This is a genomic window from Methanocalculus chunghsingensis (genome assembly GCF_018132105.1).
GTDB lineage: Archaea > Halobacteriota > Methanomicrobia > Methanomicrobiales > Methanocorpusculaceae > Methanocalculus > Methanocalculus chunghsingensis.
Window position 1 is genome coordinate 1 of record NZ_JWHL01000047.1, and the last position, 274, is coordinate 274.

The following is a 274-nucleotide window of genomic DNA, read 5'->3' on the forward strand; positions in this document are numbered from 1 at the left end:
ACTTCCACAGTGGAGATCCCAAAAATGTTGTTATCGATGGAGTTGATATCCATTCGGGTGCAACTACAAGAAGTGCCCCTGGCATTACAATAACGAATGCTGTTCACACTCCATCAGAAATTCTTATAAAGAATTCGAAGATCGATGGATACAGGTTTGGGGTTCAAAATTCCAACCCAGAATCACTCGTTCGGGTTGACGGTGTTTCAGTGTATAGAGCGATGACAGACTTCGTTAATGTTGAGATCATTTCCTCTCCGCTACCCGAACCAAC

1 protein-coding gene is annotated in these 274 nt (G+C 43.4%); it reads left to right on the forward strand.

The genetic code is table 11. The annotated features are described in order from the left end of the window. A partial coding sequence (locus RJ53_RS11535; RefSeq protein WP_211531786.1) for a hypothetical protein occupies positions 1-274 on the forward strand: 274 nt, incomplete at both ends.